This window comes from Robertkochia aurantiaca (assembly GCF_020166495.1).
Classification (GTDB): Bacteria; Bacteroidota; Bacteroidia; order Flavobacteriales; family Flavobacteriaceae; genus Robertkochia; species Robertkochia aurantiaca.
Window position 1 is genome coordinate 203,044 of the sequence record NZ_JAINZS010000001.1, and the last position, 17,481, is coordinate 220,524.

General features: G+C 42.7%; 16 protein-coding genes. 6 read left to right on the forward strand and 10 right to left on the reverse strand.

The genetic code is table 11. From position 1 onward, the window contains the following. The first annotated feature begins 109 nt into the window (after positions 1 to 109). Positions 110 to 2,077, forward strand: a complete 1,968-nt coding sequence (locus K7R10_RS00960; protein ID WP_224482807.1) for an aconitate hydratase — start codon at positions 110 to 112, stop codon at positions 2,075 to 2,077. A gap of 18 nt (positions 2,078 to 2,095) precedes the next feature. Further along, positions 2,096 to 2,701 carry a nitroreductase family protein gene (locus K7R10_RS00965; RefSeq protein ID WP_224482808.1) on the forward strand — a complete coding sequence of 202 codons (606 nt, stop codon included), beginning with the start codon at positions 2,096 to 2,098 and terminating at the stop codon, positions 2,699 to 2,701. A gap of 9 nt (positions 2,702 to 2,710) precedes the next feature. Here the strand turns inward: K7R10_RS00965 and K7R10_RS00970 are convergent, their stop codons facing one another. After that, on the reverse strand, positions 2,711 to 3,112 hold the full coding sequence (locus tag K7R10_RS00970; RefSeq protein ID WP_224482809.1) for an arsenate reductase family protein: 402 nt from the start codon (positions 3,110 to 3,112) through the stop codon (positions 2,711 to 2,713). Between the two features lie 48 nt (positions 3,113 to 3,160). Next, positions 3,161 to 3,463 carry a ribosome hibernation-promoting factor, HPF/YfiA family gene (hpf, locus tag K7R10_RS00975; RefSeq protein WP_224482810.1) on the reverse strand — a complete coding sequence of 101 codons (303 nt, stop codon included), beginning with the start codon at positions 3,461 to 3,463 and terminating at the stop codon, positions 3,161 to 3,163. Positions 3,464 to 3,633: 170 nt separating this feature from the next. Here hpf and K7R10_RS00980 point away from each other — a divergent pair, with 170 nt between their 5' ends. Continuing rightward, entirely contained in the window at positions 3,634 to 4,008 is a 375-nt protein-coding gene (locus tag K7R10_RS00980) for a hypothetical protein (protein ID WP_224482811.1), read from the forward strand. A 48-nt stretch (positions 4,009 to 4,056) separates the two neighbouring features. Here the strand turns inward: K7R10_RS00980 and K7R10_RS00985 are convergent, their stop codons facing one another. Next, positions 4,057 to 5,370 carry a dipeptidase gene (locus K7R10_RS00985; RefSeq protein ID WP_224482812.1) on the reverse strand — a complete coding sequence of 438 codons (1,314 nt, stop codon included), beginning with the start codon at positions 5,368 to 5,370 and terminating at the stop codon, positions 4,057 to 4,059. A gap of 175 nt (positions 5,371 to 5,545) precedes the next feature. Here K7R10_RS00985 and K7R10_RS00990 point away from each other — a divergent pair, with 175 nt between their 5' ends. After that, positions 5,546 to 6,421 (forward strand): DUF5694 domain-containing protein, encoded by an 876-nt coding sequence (locus tag K7R10_RS00990; RefSeq protein WP_224482813.1) that lies wholly within the window; start codon positions 5,546 to 5,548, stop codon positions 6,419 to 6,421. Positions 6,422 to 6,424: 3 nt separating this feature from the next. Here K7R10_RS00990 and K7R10_RS00995 read toward each other — a convergent pair whose 3' ends face one another. After that, the gene (locus tag K7R10_RS00995; protein ID WP_224482814.1) at positions 6,425 to 7,648 is read right to left on the reverse strand and encodes a multidrug effflux MFS transporter; all 1,224 of its coding nucleotides are present in this window, start codon (positions 7,646 to 7,648) and stop codon (positions 6,425 to 6,427) included. 213 nt (positions 7,649 to 7,861) lie between these two features. On the opposite strand from K7R10_RS00995, the gene K7R10_RS01000 reads away from it, so the two are divergent. Then, a complete protein-coding gene (locus K7R10_RS01000; RefSeq protein WP_224482815.1) occupies positions 7,862 to 8,557 on the forward strand; it encodes a hypothetical protein in 696 nt (231 codons plus the stop codon). Positions 8,558 to 8,887: 330 nt separating this feature from the next. On the opposite strand, the gene K7R10_RS01005 is transcribed toward K7R10_RS01000, so the two are convergent. The 3 genes from K7R10_RS01005 to K7R10_RS01015 all read right to left on the reverse strand — a co-directional run bounded on the left by K7R10_RS01005 (position 8,888) and on the right by K7R10_RS01015 (position 11,917). After that, a complete protein-coding gene (locus K7R10_RS01005) occupies positions 8,888 to 9,352 on the reverse strand; it encodes a cupin domain-containing protein (protein ID WP_224482816.1) in 465 nt (154 codons plus the stop codon). A gap of 207 nt (positions 9,353 to 9,559) precedes the next feature. Then, entirely contained in the window at positions 9,560 to 11,209 is a 1,650-nt protein-coding gene (locus K7R10_RS01010) for a tetratricopeptide repeat protein (protein WP_224482817.1), read from the reverse strand. A gap of 204 nt (positions 11,210 to 11,413) precedes the next feature. Further along, entirely contained in the window at positions 11,414 to 11,917 is a 504-nt protein-coding gene (locus tag K7R10_RS01015; protein ID WP_224482818.1) for a hypothetical protein, read from the reverse strand. Between the two features lie 424 nt (positions 11,918 to 12,341). On the opposite strand from K7R10_RS01015, the gene K7R10_RS01020 reads away from it, so the two are divergent. After that, the gene (locus tag K7R10_RS01020) at positions 12,342 to 13,178 is read left to right on the forward strand and encodes an OmpA/MotB family protein (RefSeq protein WP_224482819.1); all 837 of its coding nucleotides are present in this window, start codon (positions 12,342 to 12,344) and stop codon (positions 13,176 to 13,178) included. A gap of 53 nt (positions 13,179 to 13,231) precedes the next feature. On the opposite strand, the gene K7R10_RS01025 is transcribed toward K7R10_RS01020, so the two are convergent. From K7R10_RS01025 to K7R10_RS01035, 3 genes are all read right to left on the reverse strand, one after another. After that, on the reverse strand, positions 13,232 to 13,924 hold the full coding sequence (locus K7R10_RS01025) for a hypothetical protein (RefSeq protein ID WP_224482820.1): 693 nt from the start codon (positions 13,922 to 13,924) through the stop codon (positions 13,232 to 13,234). Positions 13,925 to 14,061: 137 nt separating this feature from the next. Next, positions 14,062 to 16,533: a zinc-dependent metalloprotease gene (locus tag K7R10_RS01030; protein ID WP_224482821.1), complete on the reverse strand. Its 2,472-nt coding sequence runs from the start codon at positions 16,531 to 16,533 to the stop codon at positions 14,062 to 14,064. 227 nt (positions 16,534 to 16,760) lie between these two features. Continuing rightward, the gene (locus K7R10_RS01035; RefSeq protein ID WP_224482822.1) at positions 16,761 to 17,432 is read right to left on the reverse strand and encodes a hypothetical protein; all 672 of its coding nucleotides are present in this window, start codon (positions 17,430 to 17,432) and stop codon (positions 16,761 to 16,763) included. Between the last annotated feature and the right edge of the window lie 49 nt (positions 17,433 to 17,481).

Here is a 17,481-nt window from a genome sequence, read left to right on the forward strand (position 1 = left end):
TAAGTACGCGTTAAAATACCTTAATGTCTGGTGCAATTCCTTAGGGGGTTGTAACTTATAGGGATGAGCCGATATTGGCTTTAGATTCTTCATAGGTACTTATTAAAAGATGGAAAAACCTTTAAACGCAGCACAGAAACTTATTCAATCCCATTTACTGGAAGGAAGCATGACTCCGGGGAAAGAGATCGGTTTAAAGATCGACCAGGCCTTGCTTCAGGATGCGACCGGAACCATGGTACAGCTCGAACTGGAAGCCATGGGGCTTAAAAAAGCCAAAACAGAAGTTGCCGTACAATACGTCGATCACAACCTGTTGCAAACCGACTTCAAGAATGCAGATGACCATTTATTTCTTCAGACTGCAGCCGCCCGTTTCGGGATGTGGTTCAGCCGACCGGGTAACGGGGTAAGTCACCCGGTGCATATGGAACGTTTCGGGATACCCGGAAAGTCTCTGCTCGGTTCAGACAGTCATACTCCTGCTGCCGGCTCCCTGGGGATGCTGGCCATAGGTACCGGCGGACTGGACGTTGCTGCAGCCATAGCAGGTGAGCCATATTATGTTAAAATGCCTGAGATCATGGGAGTGAAGCTTACCGGCCGTCTTCCGGACTGGGTAAGTGCCAAAGACATTATTCTTGAGATGCTTCGCCGATATGATGTTAAGGGTGGAGTAGGGAAGATTATTGAGTATTATGGTGACGGTCTCAAACAACTCAGCGCGATGGATCGGCATGTGATCGCTAACATGGGTGCCGAGCTGGGAGCAACGACTACAGTTTTTCCCAGTGATGAGATCACCCGTGAGTTTTTAAGATCACAAAAAAGAGAAGATGACTGGGTGGAACTCAAAGCAGATGAAGGGGCCGAATATGATCATCATGCAGAAATTGTATTAGATGAACTCGTGCCTTTGATCGCTACGCCATCAAGCCCCGGTAATGTGGTTCCGGTTAGTGAAGTATCGGGCAAGGAAATCAGCCAGGTAGTTATCGGTTCTTCGGCAAACCCCGGTTTAAGAGATTTCTGGATAGCAGGGGCCATTGTCAGCGGAAAAACAGTGGATTCTGAGGTGTCTTTTGATGTGAATCCGACTTCCCGGCAGATCATACAAAACATGATAAAGAACCGGGCTTTTGCCAATCTGATTCAGGCGGGTGCCCGTTTTCATCAGTCCGGTTGCATGGGATGCATAGGAATGGGGCAGGCACCGGCAAGCGGAACGATTAGTTTGCGAACCATGCCGCGAAACTTTCCTGACAGATCAGGTACCAAAGATGACCAGGTGTACCTGTGCAGTCCTGAAACAGCAGCAGCTTCGGCCTTGACAGGAAAGATCACAGATCCCAGAGAGCTGGAGTCTCTTTTCGATATGTCATATCCGAAATACGAAGCCCCTGAAGAGATCATTATCAATACTGAAATGCTGGTAGCCCCACCTGATTCCGGAAAAGAGATCAGCTTGAAAAAGGGTCCGAATATCCAGTCATTGCCAGAATTTGAAAAGCTGTTGGATGAATATGACTTACCGGTTATACTGAAAATGGGCGATAATATTTCGACCGATGAGATTCTGAAAGCCGGTGCAGAGGTGCTTCCATACCGGAGTAATATCCCGGAGATCAGTAAATACGCCTTTATCGTGGTTGATGAGGGATATCACGAGAAGGCCCTGCAGGCCAAAAACAGTAAAGGAGGGCATGTGGTTGTTGCGGGTGAAAACTATGCACAGGGTTCCAGCCGGGAACACGCTGCCATAGCCCCCAGATATTTAGGTCAGGTGGCCGTGTTAGCCAAAAGTTATGCCCGGATAGCCTGGCAGAACATGGTTAATTTCGGCATACTCCCCTTACATTTTAAAGATCACGCTGATTATGAACGAATTCCGGAGGGAGCCAATATCATTCTCAGTGATATGCGCAAACAGGTGCAGGAACAAAATGAGATCACGGTTAAAGTGGAGACAGAAGATCAGAGCTTTACGATTCAAACCAAGCATCAGCTGAGTCCGCGTCAACGAGAGATGATACTAAATGGAGGTTACATCAATACCTTTAAGAAAGAAAAAGTTTAATTTAAATACAGAAGAATAATGGACGATTTAGAACAGTTAAATCTTGATAAGATACCCAATACCGATCATGAAATTTATCCTTTACTCAAACAACGGTGGAGTCCCAGAGCTTTCAGCGATGACGAGGTGGAGGAAAAGGAATTGCAACGATTATTCGAGGCCGTACGCTGGTCTGCCAGTTCCTATAACATACAACCCTGGAGGTTTATTTATGCACATAAAGACAGTGAAGGCTATGATAAGATCAAAAGTTGCCTGACCGATTTTAATAAGAGCTGGGTGGTAAATGCTCCGGTCTTAATGCTGACCTTCTATAAAACAGATAATGACAAGGGAGATGATAACCGCGTAGCCATGCATGATCTCGGGTTGGCAATGGGATCGATGACCATACAGGCGCAATATATGAATATTGCCCTGCATATGATGGCCGGAATAGAGATTGATAAAATAAAGGAAACCTTTGATATACCTGAAGGTTTTGAACCGGCTACCGGGGTTGCTATCGGTTACTACGGAGGCGATCTTGACCAGCTCAACGATGAATTGAAAGAGCGTGAAAAAAAAGAGAGGCAACGAATGCCTCAGGAAGAATTTGCTTTTAAGAACAGCTGGAACAGCTGAACCTGATGATCATGGAATGGGAACTTCTCCCGTATCCGGATCGATCAGATCCAGTATGTCAGCAAAACTTTTTGCCCGTACGGCCCTGTCACCACGCAGGGCAATCGGGTAAACAATACATTGAGGATTCTTGTCCAGTATCTTGAAGGCATGTTCCTCATCCAGTTTAACATTTTCGCCGTAAATGGTGGTGAAGGTGGGATGATCGGTTGCAATCAGGTCTGTTACTTTCATTCCAAGCCTGTCTGCTATATCAGCCCATTCGGTATCGGCTATTTTGGTTTTATTTACATCGATGGTCTGGATCCTTGCCTGGGCAGATTCGGCGTAGGCACGACATTCTCTGCCAAGTTTGGTCGACGGGTCGAAAATCAGTGTTATTTGTTTCTTGTCTGTAGCGATAATTCCCATATTTTAATGATTAATAAAAGCGGCTAAATACAAAGGGGCTTTTTTTCTCTATCTGGATCTCATCTTTTCCTTGCGTTTGCGTAATTGATTTTCCAGTTCATCCACACTTTCTGCAATAGAGGTTTCAAAATTCTTGCTGGAAGATTGGGCAAACAACCTGGGTCCGGGTGCACTCAATCTGATGTTACATATCATTCCGGTTTCCGGGGACGAGGTATTCTCTTTTTTAAAGAAGACATCGGCTCTTACTAAAAAATCATATTTGTCAACCAGTTTATTGATGCGTTTTGTGGTCATTTCTTCTAATCGGCTGCTCGCCGTTACCCCATCATACTCGAAATTAATTTGCATAGTGAAATATTTAGTTGATTAAATTATTAAAACGTAATTCTGATCTGTCTTAAAATTAAGAAGCATAGCAGGATAATCCTTCTTTTATACGTTAAAATATGCAAAAAAATAGTGGCTAACAAGATATTTGGTATATTAATGAAAAGTGATAAATCAAAAGACCAATACGTATGAATTACCTTAGAATTCTGGTACTATTACTATTAATTTCCGTGCCGGTTACCGCTCAGGATGTCTATGAAAGAACTCCTGACCAAAGCACGGAGGAGAGAGCCAAAACTCTCACCCGCATGTATGATAACGAATTGGGTATTACCGATGATCTGCAGGGGGTCTTTGAACAAACTGTTCTTGAGTACCTCTTAAAAAGGCAGGAAGTAATGGAGATGGATCTCCCTGCTGAAGAGAAAATTTCATTATTACAGGCCCTTAGTGAAAAGGAAACCGGTGAAATGGGCAATATACTTACCTTACCTCAGTTGCGATACTACAGCGATCTTAAGAAAGAATACCAGCCTGTTGTGATACAAACCAAACAGGAATAAAAAAACCGCTGTTTCCAGCGGCCTTTTGCTTTACTGCGATTCAATGAATCAGGAGTCCTGACCCTGCAATTCCCGGGCTACATTCTCTACCTCGCGAAGTACCCGCATCAGGTTCTCACCCCATAGCTTTTTGATCTCTTCTTCGGTGTATCCTCTTCGGAAGAGCTCCAGGGTAACATTGAATGTTTCAGAGGCATCGCTCCATTTGTAGACACCACCTCCGCCGTCGAAATCTGAACTGATCCCTACATGGTCGATACCCAGTTTTTCAACCAGGTAATCGATGTGGTCGACAAAATCTGAAACATCGACGGGATCAGCCACTTTTCTCAGGGAGTCTATTTTGGGTGCCGCCTCGGTTCTTATGGCCATATACCTGTTATAGTATTCGGTTCGCTGCTCAGCCGGTAAGGCTCTGGCGTTATCACGTGAAAGTATTTCAAAACCCGATGCAGAAGCCGCATTCCTGTAGATCTCGTCGGCTTTTTCCTGAAAAGCCTCATGCTTTTTACCGTCTACATATGCGCTGAAAGCAACCGTCTGTACCACTCCTCCGTTTTGACTGATCCATTCCAGCTGTTCGTCATCCAGATTTCTGCTGTGATCGTTCAGTCCCCTCGCAGATGAATGAGAGGCTATCACCGGAGCTTTACTCAGTTCGATCATCTGTCTGATGGCTTCCTTAGAAGGATGAGAGACATCGATCATCATCCCGTAATAGTTCATTTCCTTAATGACCTCTTTACCCAGCTCACTGAGTCCGTTATGCAGCCATTCGTCATTTTCTTCGCCGGTATTTGAATCGCTCAACTGGCTGTGCCCCTGATGGGCCAGCGACATATAGCGTCCGCCTTTTTCATAGAATTCCTTTACCCTCGAGATGTCTTCTCCCACAGGGTAACCGTTCTCGATTCCGATCATGGCCACTTTTTTACCTTCCTTCAGGATACTGTCGACATCATTTGCGGTATAGGCGAGAGCAATTTTATCGGGTGCTATCTCTTCACAAAGCCTGTGAATGGCTTCAAATTTCGAAATTGCATTTTCGTAAGCTTTATCATAGCCTTTTTGGTTTAGCTCCTCCTGACCGGTATAGACGATGAACCAGGCCACATCAAGACCTCCTGTATCCATTTTGGGAAGGGTTACCTGTGTGTCCAGGTTCTGTGTGTAGTTTACAGAATCGGTGAAGTTCTTAACATTGATATCACAATGCGTATCGATAGTAACCGCTTCTTTGTGGATTCTTTTGGCAATGGTCAGGGTGTCATTTATTGTGCCGTTAGCGGCTGTATCACGGCTATCGGTTTTACAGCTTATAACGGCTAAAGCACCCATTAGAAGGAAATAGTAGTGTTTCATAGTTTCATAATTTCAGCTCAAAATAGCAGATTTCCTACAATTCACAAAGAAAGAGAAAACCGGGGAAAGGGTGTTATCTTGTATATAATTGATTAACAGATTATTACTCAGGTGTAACAAAGTGTACCAGATCTTATCTTTATCAGAGAAGTTTCATTTTAAAAAATTATTTATCATGTTCATAAATGCATTACGCGTCTTTATCCTGTTACTTCCCGGTTTTTTGCTTTCTCAGAAGAGCGAACAATTATATGACAATGCCTTTGACAGCCTGAAATCTGAACAGGCTGAGTTGCTCATATTGGGAACCTTTCATTTCAAAGATGCCGGACTGGATAGCTATAAACCACAATTCGATATCGATATATTTTCAGAGCAACGGCAAAAAGAGCTCAATGAGGTATTGCAGGATCTTTCTGCCTGGGCTCCCACCAAAATTGCTGTAGAGATAGATGCCTCAAGGCAACCGTATCTCGACTCTTTGTATCAAGCCTATCTCAATGGCAACTTTGAGCTTAAAGCGAATGAAATTTTCCAGATAGCTTTTCGCCTTGGTAAAATCATGGGACATGATAAACTTTATGCTGTCGATGCAGGTGCAAGGGGGTACGAAAAAGAATCAGATCCTGATTATGCGAAAAAAAAGATAGCCGCCTTCAGGGCTGAGGCCTCTCCGGAGCAGATTACCTATGAAACAAGGCTGGATAGTGCTTTCTACGATTTATACGCCCTGGAAGATAAATGGAAGGCAACAACAGATCTAAAAACAATTTTCAGGTATAAGAATTCTGAAAAAAGGCTTTCTATTGGTCATGGTCACTATCTCACCGGATATTTTAAGATGGGAGGGGAGCAGGATTATTTTGGCCCTGATGCCGGGATATGGTGGTATAACAGGAATCTGAGAATATTTCATAACCTTTTAAAGCTCAAAGAACCCGGAGATCGTGTATTTCTCCTGATAGGGTCTGGTCATGTTCCGATCATTGATTTTTTGGCTGAAGCCTCTTTTGATTATGTGAAAAATACAGTGGATCAGGTTCTGAAATGATCATCAGGCATAATCAGGGTTCGGTTTCGAGCTTAAACGGTTGATCCAGAATAGAATCAGCAACGATAATGACCCGCAAATCATAAATCCTGCGAACAATGGGAGAGCGGTGTCATCAGCGACATATCTTCCTATAAAGGTGCTGATGGGAACGGCCATTAAGGTAGAGATCAAACCGGTTATAGCGGCGGCGATTCCGGCGATATGACCCACCGGCTCCATAGCCAGCGCCCTCAGGTTTCCGAAAAGGAACCCAACAGAAAAGAATTGAACGGCAAAAAACGCGATAAGGATCTGTACGGGTGGATTGGAACTTCCTAAAAAGAAAAGCAAGTACAAGGCAGAGGTCAGAAAATAAACCCAAAGCGCATAGGTGACCAGTCTTTTCATGCCTAATTTGACCACAAGGGTTCCGTTGGTAAAGGTTGCAATACCTACCGAAATGGCAAGACCTGCAAAAATGAACGGAAATTCATCGACCAGGCCGTACTGAGTTTGAAAGATATATTGAGATGCACTGAGGTAGACCAGGAAAGACCCGGTGATAAAACCTGATATCAAGGTATATAAGATGGTTCTCTTGTAGCGTAACAGCTCCCTGACTCCATCTTTGAAAAGGTGGGAACTCAGAGTGATGCGGTTTTCAACAGCAAGGGTTTCAGGTTGTCTTTTATAAAACCAGAAACAGACGATAACAGTGAACAATAGCTGTGCGTAAAATATAGCCTGCCAGTCGTAAAGATCAAGGATCAGTTTTCCGAAGGCCGGAGCAATAATGGGTACCAACAGGAATACCACGGTTATGAAAGACATGATGCGAGCCATATAATCACCACTATAGGAATCACGTACCATGGCAATACTGATGGTTCTGGGAGCCGACAGACCGATTCCCTGTAATATACGGCCTGCAACCATCACTTCAAGTGTGTGAGCATAAACGCATATAATACTGGCGATTATGAAAATAATAAACCCCATATATACAATGGGTTTTCTGCCGAGGCTATCTGAAACGGGTCCGAATAATATCGGACCAATACCAAGCCCGAGAAAGATCATGGTAATAAGGAGTTGATTGTTGGCAGCATCCTGTACGCCAATATCCAGCCCGATCAATTCTAAAGCAGGAAGCAAGGCATCGATGGCAAGAGCCACAACCGACATCAGGGACGCCATCAATGCGATGAATTCGAATTGGGAGGGAGCGGTGGAGGTTTTGATCATGAGACAAAAATACACCGATTATCATGTACTTAGAAGTTCATCTGTTTATTTTACGTAATCAAATAAAGCTCTCGTCGGATAAATATTTGGTTTGAAGAGATTTATTGATGCCTGACTCTCGGCTGTTGTATTTTTAATAAAACATGATCTCAACAGTTAGACAGGATGTATGATGTATTGAAAGCCAGGTTGATTATTCTGATAATTATTTTAATGAACAGTAAAAATTCACTGTATGGTCAGGATATAACCGAAAAAAGAGTGGATTTGAAGCAAAATAAAGTAGAAATTATCCAAGATCAGCTAAAAGGCTATAAAATCAGGGACTATCTGTTTAATGCAAGAGCAGGCCAGCTCCTCGAAGTGGAAATGACAACCGATAATTTGGCGAATTATTTCAATATCATGGAGCCACAGGAAGAGTTTGTAGCTGTTTTTAACAGTTCGATCGATGGAAATGAATTCCGGGGGACTCTTAATGGCACTGGTGAGTATAGAATCAGAGTGTATCTTATGCGCAGTGCCGCCAGGCGCGATGAAAATGCTCAGTACGAGTTGCGTCTGAAGCTGGAGGATTCTGTAGTTTTTAAACGTTCATCAGATGTTAGGGTACCTGGAACAGAATTTCACGCCATAGGTCAAATACCTTGTAGCAACAACGGGATATCGGTTCTGGGCTCATGTGAATTCGGTGTTATTCGCGAAGGGAATGGTAATGCAAAGGTTTATATTACAAAGGATGATGGATCGATGCGGCTCATCATATTTAAAAATGGAATGGTTGATTTGAAGGAATCAGCTGAAACACCAGAAGAAAACTGGAAGGTCTCAAAAAGATCAGGTACCTTTAATATCGTTGTAGGGGAAGAGCGCTATGAGATACCAGAGGCCGTGATCTACGGAGGATAGGGTTGGGTTTGATGGAAATGTTAAGGGGCTTTCCCAAATATTCTATTTTACATAATATAAATTATAGAGCATTTATAGCACACATCGTACAGCTTGGTTATGTAGCATAAGATCAGTTCTGAGGTGCAGTCTCCATAACGACACCGATCTTATGTCAAAGATATTTGCGTAGTACAGATCATTATTATTATCCGGCGTGTTTATAGAGCAAGTGCCAAAGCAAATATCAAATAACATAGCCATACTGAGGGGCATTTTCATATGCCGTATTTGTGGAGAAAAAAATTAAACCAGACCTATATTCACGTATAGGCCTGGTAATAATGAAACCTATTTCTGATTAACCAACTGCGTGTCAACCGGTTTTTCAAAAGCTATGAACAGCACGCAGGGTTCGTCGCCTATACATTCAGCTTTGTGTGGCTTTTGTGCGGGTCCGTAGGCATATGTACCTGAAGTCATCGTTTTAGTTTCTTCCCCCTCATAGGTCACAGCCATCTTGCCCGAGATGAGCACCATACGTTCGGCTGAATTATGCCAGTGTTCAGGCGCGGTGGTACCGGGTTGCATTCTGAAAAGTATATCGGAATTCGCCTTTGCCGGATCACCGTTCAGTACCGTGATATGACATCCCTCGAAATCGAGTGGTGACGGACAAGGTGACCATTCCAGGTTTTTAAAGTTCTGGGAGTCTACCTTCTTAGACATTTCTTCCTGGGCTTGTACTCCCATAATAAACATTGTCATTGCCAGGCAACAAAGCATTTGGCGTAAACTGATTCTTGAAATTTCCATGATTTCCTGTATTTATTGGTGATTAATTGATTTTACCAAAACACAAGAAGCTGAACCATAAAAAAATCCGGGTTCGGTTTGGAAGGAACGATCTAAGTTACGAAATATTTATTTAAAGCATTGTTAATCAGATCTTTGTCGTAAGTATCGAGACTGCCTGATAGGCATCTGTTTTGTTTTTATAAAGGCCAATCCTGCAAAGGCAGACTATTTTCCCTGCTTAAGATTATCGAGGGCTTCCTTTGCTTTCGCCTTGATTTTAGTGTCTCCGAATTGTATGGATTGCTGGAAGCATTTTTCAGATGATTCAGTATCACCGAGCTCATTCAGTGCGGTCCCTAAACCGAACCATCCTTCTGCGTTATCAGGATAATGTTCAGTGATCAGTCCGAACACGAAGGTCGCTTCCTTAAAACGATTATCCTGCAGCAAATTGTTCCCTGCCCTGTTAAATTGACCCTCGAAGTCTGTGTAGGCGTAACGGGGATCATCTATAAATCTCTTGGTTTCTGAACGAACCAAGTCAACCTCGCCCCTCATGAATAGTTCTGTGAGATAGTCCATAGGGTCAAGAATAAAACTTTCATCATTAAAACTAAGGGCTGTCTCAAGCACCGGATCTCTGTTATTTCTGAAATCTTCAAAACTGACCTCTTCAGAAAGATGTGGTGCCATCCATGGTCCATTTTCCCATTGCGGCTTGTCCTGCCACCAGGCGAATGAAAGATAGGCTTTCAGCTGACTGTTGGGAAGAGAGACTTCACGGTTGTCTCCGTAAAAATTGATATTCTCTCCAGTGGGTTCCCCTACAAAAACCACATTGGTATAATTATCGAATTCATTTACCAGGTTCTGACAGGCAGAAAAGGTTCTCCGACCCAGGATGACAAAAAGGGCGCCTATTTTATCGATTTGTTTATTTCTGATGATCTCTTTAATGACATCTTTATTTTTATAGTTATTACCCCCTCCGTTTAGCCTCACGTCTATGATTAACCGCTCCAATTCAAGGGCAGTTACCGTATCCATGACTTCCATATAAAATTCAGAAAGCACTTGAAGTGAATCATCCTGAACTTCATTTTGCTGGACATAGAGCGCTTTTTGATCAGGTAAAATGGTATACGAATATTTTTTATCCAGGTTAGCCAGGTATAACGGCACCTCCGGTCCCGATGGCCGTACCGAAAACCAATCGTCTTTCTCCCGGGTCCACCCGTAATCGAGGGGTGGCCTCTCCCCTTTCTTCATAGGTTTGAAGTATCGCTGATAGGTTTTATCATCTTTCTCCAGAGTGAGCTGAATGCTGTCTTTGAGGTCTTTGGTGATGCCCGCCGCAGCCAGGATTTCCGGGGTAATCAGATAGTGAAGTCCGTATCCCTTGAAGAACTGTGAATTCTCTGCGGGAAAATAAGGATATACCCCTCGAACAACCTCTTCAACGGGAACCTCCTCAATGGCCTTTAAGCGCGCCCCCAGATCCTGTTCATAAGGAGCGCGAATTCCTTCGATATATATGTCATCACCAAACTGATATAGATTCATTGGTAATTGGCGAAACGCGAAAGAACCCTTACCGGCACTGAGGGCTGTATGACCGTATTCAAATGAGGCTATCAGCTTTTTCAATGCCGCCACAATTTCAAAGTCCTCCAATTGCGGAATGTCATCAGCTAAACGGCTTACTTCGGCATCAAAGATCTCTTTATCGGTTTTCCTGAAAAGAAAACCATAGTCGTTATGAATGGTCTCAGAGAGAAACTGAAGGTCTTCCTTCCATTTTCCAGAGGTCATTTGCTGGGCACAGGTATAGCCGGTACTGCAAATAATGAGTATAAAAGCAACTAAGGTTTTCATAATAATAGAAGTTGTGGTGTAAACCATTGGTAGCAGTATTCAGCAAATTGTTACAAAATGCATCATGAGCTTACTGATTACCAGACAAAAGTGTGGCCAAGCACCTGGTGTAAAATCGGTTTATAAGTATTGCTTTGACAGTTCATTTTTCATGATGCACTGTGCGCCTTCAAACAGAAATTAACAGCTTGTATAATGAACGGGTCATGGCAATATGATTTCCCCGGTCCAGTCGTGATCGGTAATATTGCTGTCGCTGTCTACCTCGGCAAGTATATCAAAGAAGCCGGAAGCGTTATTATATATGCCTGAACCTCCGGTAATATCCCAGGTTTCAAAATATTCGAGTTCATAGAAATCATCTTCGAACGTATAGATCTCCCCCTCTCCTTCAAAATAGATTTCGTTACCATCTGCATCGATAATGATCCCTTCTACATTTCTGAATTCCATGGTACCCGGATCAAAGCAAAAAGACAGAATAATTTCAAACTCTCCCACCTCTCCGTCAAATCCGCTACCCTCTTCCACATTTAAAAACCGAAAAGGAACACTACAGGAGCCTCCTTCGAAGAATTCAATTCGTTCAGTTGAAAATTCAGAGGAAAATTCAAGAGTTTCAAACGAACCACTGTCATCATCGCTGTCGCAGGAAAGCAGACAGCTAATTAAGGCTATGCACAAAAAATAAATACCTGAAGTTCTCATCTATGCTGATTTAATATTTTATTAAAAATACAAATTTATATCATTGTATATCAGATGATTAAACCTGTATCGACATACTCCTTTCAAAATATTGGGGATTTTTATCTTATGGTTGACCTTATCAATGTCGTCTTTGAGTTTTTGCTTTAGAAGGAAACGGGTCTTGTAGAAAGTTCCTTCATAATTTTAAACTGATATCATCACGCAACATTATGTATCAGAAAATATTATAGTCATAACAACCGGCATCGATTTAATTTATTTATGCTGAATATCAGTTTCTTATAAGAAATAAAATCATTTCACTTTAGTTGTTTTTAAGATAAAAGGAGTGATTTTGCCGACATACTGCATTGTCTTCTAATTTTAGAAATCTATTTGCCAGAATTGCCCGTAAGTATTACAAACAATTTTAACACACATTATGAAAAGAACATTTGTTACCTTATTAACAGTAGCCCTTTTAACCTCTTGTGTTTCAAAAAAGAAATATGTGGCCTTGCAGGATGAGAACAGTCAATTGCAGAGTCAGCTGACCAAGACTGCCGTTGAGAAGGAAGAGCTCGAGGCTAAATTTGCCGCTATTCAGGAGAGAGTCGATGAGTACAACTCTAAGATCAACACCCTGACAGAGGAAAACAACTCAAGATATGTTTCTGTTGGAGATGATGCGGCTGTTATTTCGAATGACGCCAAGGAAAAGATGCGTGCAACCCTTCAAAAGGTAGATCCTTCAGTACTGGCCGGAGCTACCACCCTTAAAGACTCGATGGATATTGCTATCGCCTACAACCTTCAGCAGAAGATGGAAAACAGCAATTTCAATGAAGATGAAGATATTTCAGTAAATATCGATGAGACCGTGGTGATGATCTCAATTTCAGATAAATTGTTGTTTAACACAGCCAGTTATCGCGTAAAAAATGCTGCTGATGATATCTTAAAGAAAATCGCAGATGTTGTGAACTCAGAAGAAAGCCTGGAGATCATGGTAGAGGGTCATACCGATGACGTTACCATTCACAATGAACAAGTCGAAGACAACTGGGATCTTTCAGTACTGAGAGCGACTTCTGTGGTTAGAAAGCTTCAGGATGAATTTGGTGTAGCACCCGGAAAGCTGATCGCTGCCGGAAGAAGTGCCTACCACCCTGTGGTACCTAACGATTCTAAAGAGAACCGTGCCAAGAACAGAAGAACAAGAATTGTTATTCTTCCCAACATCGATAAGTTCTTTGCACTGATGGATTCAAATAATTAATTTTCCATTCAATTTCAGGAAAGGAGAAAAGTCACCCAAACGGGTGACTTTTTTTATACCAGATTTTTTCTGAAACTCTTTTTAACCGCATCGAGTATTCGCTCCACTCTTACAATCTCTACATTCTTAACTTTTGCTATCTCTTCAGTACTCATCTTACCGAACATATAAAGATCCAGTACATTTGATGAATGAAAAGGCAGCCAGTGATAAATTTTATTAAGTACCAGACGTTTATTTTTATCGAGTTTGTGTTGAATATCCTGAAGACCTAAAGATTGTATGATATTCTGCTCTGCATCTTCATAGACAAAGGCTGTTTTTTTGAAGTCATCCTGATGATAGGAGATGTCATCCAGTTCATCAAGCATGACAAGGTCTTCATCGAGTTCTGACGCAAAGCGTTCCTCAAGCAGATCCAGTTCGTTTTCAAGAATCCTGGAAGTACTCATACTATCACGGTGGAAAGATTCCTTTTCATACAAATCATCCAGCTCCTTGTCAACATAGGAGAATAATCTAAGTCTCAGTCTGCTGCTGTCAAGTTCGCGTGTTGATGCATCTTCATATAGTTTCACTATGGCATCATCGATCACTCCGTTCGATTTATACATATTCCTTGGAATGATGCCTGTGGCCTCGGCCCGGTAAATACGATGTTTTACATAAGGAACCACATGAGGGATGGCCGACAGCACTTTTTTCTCAAAGGCCTTCTGATCTGAGTTTTCAATTGATTTGTCCATAATCCAGTCGTTAAAGGTCTGTTATTCAAATATATAGCAACTACAATATAACGAATACTCCTCTTATTTCCATCGATAAGAATAAAAAACCCGGTTGATGATCAACCGGGTTCTTAATAAAACAATAAATCTTTTGTTTAACTGTTTGGATCGAGCGTCTCATCGATACGGTCTCTGAGATCTCTCAGGTGATATTTGCTCATCGTATCATTGGTTCGATTGATAGCATTGCTCACCAGTGAACGTAAGGTATTCAGTTCAGCTCTTGAGATCGCTCTGATATCAGACTGGCTGGCATCGATCTCGCTGGCTGTTCTCCGGCTCTGCTCCTGCTCTTCCTGTAAAAGATATCCGAGTCGTTCCACGTAGGCGCGTTGCAGATTTCTGCGATAGGTATCTATGGTCTCTCCCCTTCTCAGTTCACTGAACAGACCTCCTCTGAGTTCACTCATCATCTCCTCCAGGCTGTATGCTTCATCGCCGTACAAGGCTTCATTTTCAATAATTCTTGCTAGTCTTCCGAAGTCTAACAGATTATTAAGGGTTCTGGTCTGCAGCCTGCGCATACGCTCCACACTACCGTCGTGCTCGATTTTATTCACGATCTCATTTTCCAACATCCAGGTGGGGGTGGCAAATAGTTGTCTTTGCAGGAAATCCATACATTTTTGCTGATGATCCTTAGATACGTGGGTGTAAACGGCACCATCCTGATCGTAGGTCTTGTAATATTCATAAACCCCGCCGATATTATTGCTCACATGCCCCATATACCTGTTGAATTGTGAAAATACTTGTCCGTACATTTGGTCCAGCTTCTCATAATTCTCGCCCTTCTCATAGGTCCATTTGATAAGGTTAGGCACGATACGCTTGAGATTTTCTATTCCGTAATCACTCGCTTTTACCGCATCGTCACCAAGATCTTCTGTTTGAGAGCTCGGGTCAACCACCACTCGTTGCTGGCTTCCGAATCGATACATAGGGTCCCCGGCGTGTTCAAGTATCCAGCTGTCAAGAATCTCTTTTTCTTCTTTTGCCGATTTATCGGGAATGGGCTTGTATCCCCATTTGATAGCATATTTATCATAAACCCCGATACCGGGCATCAGTGCTACGCCTTTATCTTCAGGTTGGGCCACGTAATTAAATCGCGCATAGTCCATGATAGAAGGGGCTGTTCCGTATTTCTGGGTGAATTCAGCCGATCTGAGAGAGTCTACAGGATAGGCTACGCTACTACCCATATTATGGGGTAAACCAAGGGTGTGACCTACCTCATGAGAAGAGACAAAACGAATCAATCTGCCCATGATCTCGTCATCGAATTCAACTTTTTGCGCATCGGGGTTGATGGCTGCTGTTTGTACAAAGTACCAGTTTTTAAGAAGGGTCATCACATTGTGATACCAGTTGATATCAGATTCCAGAATCTCACCACTTCGGGGATCGCTTACGTGAGGTCCGTTAGCATTCGGTATCGGAGACGCCAGGTAACGTACCACCGAATAACGTACATCTTCAGGAGACCAATCCGGGTCTTCTTCCTCAGAAGGCGGGTCTTTAGCGATGATGGCGTTTTTAAATCCGGCCTCTTCGAAAGCCACCTGCCAGTCTTCGATACCCTCTTTGATATATTTTCTCCATTTTACAGGGGTTGCTCTGTCAATATAGTAGACAATTGGCTTTTTAGGCTCCACCAATTCCCCGTTCCTGAATTTCTCCAGATCTTCTTCTTTTACTTCCAGTCTCCATCGATCCAGGTATCGTATGGTTTTACTTTCCTGCACATCCAGACCGTAATCTGTCTGCCCTCTGGCAAACCACCCTACCCTTTGATCGAAGTACCGTCTCTTCATAGGTTCCTTTGGTAGCAGGACCATCGAATTATTCATCTCAACGGTAATAGATCCAAGGCTTTCGTTCGAGGGTGGATTTTTGGAATTATAGGTTTTTACATGTCTCGCCTCAATATTGAGCGGATAACTTCTGAGGTTTTCGATATATGTACGGTCTCTGTCAACATTGGTCACCTTAAAACGGTCACGATAGTATTCTGGAAGCCCTAGAGGTTTGACATCGTTCTCAAAAAGATCGTTCACCTGTATCACTACAGAGGTAGAATCTTTCCCGAGGGCTTTAATATCAAAACTATGTAGTATGGGTTCCAGGTTAGAATTAACCACCGCTTCGTGAATCGGCAGGGAGTCGGCAGCATAGATCTCGTGAGATACCACTCTCAGCAACACTTTTTTGGGCTTTTTTTCCCAACGCAGAACCTGGGTATTGGCTTTTCCTCCACCAAACCCGATATTAGTTGCGGTTTTGGCAATTCGGGTAACCATGAGCATTTCCCTGCCAAAAAGACTGTCGGGTATCTCATAGTACATCTTATCATTGTCGGTGTAGACCGTAAACAGGCCTTCGTCTTTTTGAGCATCAGCAGGAATTACCTTTGAAAAAGGTTTGATTCCGTTCTTATCTTCTTTTTTGGTTTCTGCCTGCCCTTCTTTCTTGTCTTTCTTCTTAAACAACTGAGCTTCAGCTGAACAGGAAGAACCAAGAAAACAGGCAGCCATAAGCAGGGAGATGCCTAATCTTGATTTCATAGATTTTAGTTTAATTTTTTCCAAATAACCTGATTATTTGCCAAAATACTTGTTAAATACTTCTTAAGGTTACTGCCTATGAAATGGTTATTGCGGGAAATCAAAAAAAGGACAGGAATCTTCCGGGATGTTTAATTCTTAGGAATGAAAATCAGGACTAATATTTTCAGCCCTTTGAAGTATCAGTTATAAATGATTATAGGAATTCGTCTGAACTGTCGGAGGTACTATTCCCCTTCTTTGACCACTATCATGGTGGCTTTGACTCCTGTGGCAAGATTCCACATATTGGATGAAAGAACTAAGTTGTTTTCATCATAAACAGCAAAAGCCGCGGTGTTCGGACCGGAGGTACCCTGGTTAAGCGCCTGAAAATCGATTTTGTTAAAACCCGGTTCGAGCTCCACATAAAAAGCCTTGAAATTACTGTCGAGTAATATATTGGGTTGAATAATCCTGTCATTGATGAATACGCGAACCCGGTCACCATCTACATACTGGTGATCCCGGCAAACGATCTTCACCAGTTTACTGTCGGTTTTAAAGTCTCCTAAGTATTGGGTACTGGTGGCTCCTGCAGTTCTGTCTTCATCTTTTGTAAGTTCCCGGTTTGCCTTCTTTTTATAACGGGTTCCGGGATCGAGAAATTTTTCGTTTTGCATCATATCGACCTCTTTATTGGCCATATCGAGCAGACTTTTGGCGGAAGACCCTTCTGTATTCAGGTCGGGAAGCTTCATAATGTCGGGAGTCATCAGGGGGTTATTATTCTTATCTGCCTCCGGTTTAGGCGCAGATTCCATTCCCTCGATCTTTCTCGGGGTTTTGGGCAGATCGCCCTGAGCCTGAAGGGTTCCCAGGCTGAAAAACACAGTGATGATGGCCAGATATAGTCTCATTCCTTATTTCTCTGATTTCAAAGGTACAGCCAAAAGTGTACCAAACCAT